The organism is Collinsella tanakaei (assembly GCF_016900375.1).
Classification (GTDB): Bacteria; Actinomycetota; Coriobacteriia; order Coriobacteriales; family Coriobacteriaceae; genus Collinsella.
Window position 1 is genome coordinate 1 of sequence record NZ_JACJKB010000040.1, and the last position, 2,199, is coordinate 2,199.

Annotated in this window: 1 protein-coding gene; it reads right to left on the reverse strand. The window is 62.8% G+C overall.

What is annotated here, in order from left to right:
* Positions 1-2,175 (reverse strand): S-layer homology domain-containing protein (locus H6A16_RS10485; RefSeq protein ID WP_204618987.1); only part of this gene is annotated, 2,175 nt, incomplete at its 3' end.
* Positions 2,176-2,199 lie beyond the last annotated feature (24 nt).

The window sequence follows — 2,199 nt, forward strand, 5'->3', positions numbered from 1 at the left end:
GCGGGTGATGTCGGCCATGGGCATGAACAGGTCGGTGCCGGAGATGCCGGTCATGTAGCCGAGGTCGGCCGCGTTGTAGACGGCGTCGGCGTACCAGGCGGAGGCGTCCACGTCGGAGAACTTGGCGTACTCGGAGATCTGGAAGGGCTCGGAGGTCACTTCACCCTCGAAGTGGGCGTCGTCAGCGGGGACGACCAGGTCGGCCACGTACCAGCCGGACTCGGTCAGGTCGGACGCGCCGAGGTCGCCGGGCTCGAGCTGGAGCACCCACTTGTGGGTGGCGCGGTTGTAGATGTACAGCGGCTCGCCCTTGGCGTTCTCCATGACCTTGTGGTAGGTCGCGCCCGCGGTGGCCGGGTCGATGGCGACGGAGAGGCCCTTGAGGTCCTTGTTGGTGTAGGCGGTGAAGGTCGGAGCGACGGTCTCGCCCTTCACGTCGTAGACGTCCTTGTCGGCCTTGGCGGACTCGATCTCAGCCTTGGTGATCTCGACGGTGAACTCGATGTTCTCGACGTCCTTGGCGACACCGTGGTCGTAGTAGTTAGCCTGGCCGAAGTCGATGACGGCGGTGTACTTGCCGGGCTCGACCATCTCCTCGACGACCTCGCCCTTGGCGTCCTTGTAGACGACCGTGTAGTCCTCACCCTCGGTGAGCACGGCGGAACCGTCCTTGACGGTGACGGCCGGGGTGAACGCCTTACCGTTGTACTCAACGGGGTTGGAGGCGTCCTTGCCGCCGATGGTCGCCCAAGCCTTGGGCTGTGCGCTGTAGCGCTTGCCGAGGACGACAAGCTGGTAGGTCTCAGAGCCCGCGTAGGACAGGTCGTCGGGAACATCGATGTCGACGCGGATGCTGTAGGTACCCGGCTCGGTGTAGTCGGTCACGACCTCGCCGTCCTTGGTGACGGTAACGGTGGCGGCGTACTCGAAGTAGTCGGCGCCGTTCTTGCCCTCGACCGTAATCAGGCTGGGGTCGAAGCTCTCGCCCTTAGAAAGGTCGACGTAGAGCTTGCCGTCGAGATCCTTCTGGTCGTAGAAGGCCCAGAAGTCGGTGCCCTCCTTGAGCAGATCCTCGACGACGTAGATCTTGACGGACTTCTCGGCGTTGCCGTCGGTGAAGTTTGTGGCGGAAGCAGGCTTGGCCACTGCGGAGACGAGGCCGACCGGCTCACCGGAGTAGGTGTTGCCGGGATAGGTTGCGCCGAGGCCCTCGACAGAGCTGGCCTTGATATCAAGCGTGTCGGGCGCAAGCTCCTCACCGTTCACGTACACGTGAGTGGTGCCCTCCAGCTGCTGGAAGTGGCCATAATCGCTACTGCTGGAAGCGTTGTAGAAAAGGCCATCGTTCGCGACAGGGTCGACGGAGACGGCGGAGTTCGCCAGATCGATCTTGTCGACAGTGAAGGTGAAGGTGTAGCTGTCGGTGTAAACCGCGCTGTCCTGGCCGCCGTTGAGCGTGACGGTGTAGGTGCCGGCATCCTTGACGCCGCCGTTGGTGACATCAACGCCCGCGGCGTTCGTGATCTTGATGGTCACGGCGCCGTCGAGGGGGTTGCCGTCCTTGTCGGCGAAGTGAATGTTGGCCGTCTTGTCGGTATCGCCAGCGTCGCGGAAATCGTAGCCGGTGTACATGAACTTGGTATCGTTCACATCGTCGCCCTGGTAGGCGAAGGAGCCCTCGAGGCTCTTAGCGGTGACCTGAACCTGGAACCCGGTGTACTCCGCGCGGTTGCGGAAATCGTCGATGCTCTTGCCGGGGGCGTCGTCCGTCGAGATGTTGTCGTTGACGACGACCGCGTAGTAAGTGCCGACCGTCTCAGGAGTGGTGGCCTTGACGATCTTGTCAGTACCGTTGAGCTTTCCGTCGTTGTTGGTGTCCTTGACGTACACGACGGTGAGGTCAGCCATGGAAACGGGGCCGTTGATGTCCTTGGCGGACTTCAGGATGAGCTGGTTGCCGGTCTCGACCTTGAAGCTGCCGTCCTTCTGGGGCTCGACGTTCCAGGTGAACTCGGTGCTCTCCCAGACCGAGGAAAGGTCCTCCGCCTGCAGGTCGATGCCCTCGGTCGCCATCGCGGCCACGGGGGCCACGCCGAGGCTGAGCGCGCCCACCAGGGACGCGGTCACGACGGCAGCCACCTTCTTGGTGTGCTTCCTGTTGACGCAAGCTGTCATACGTCTTTCTCCTTCCGTGAGGAA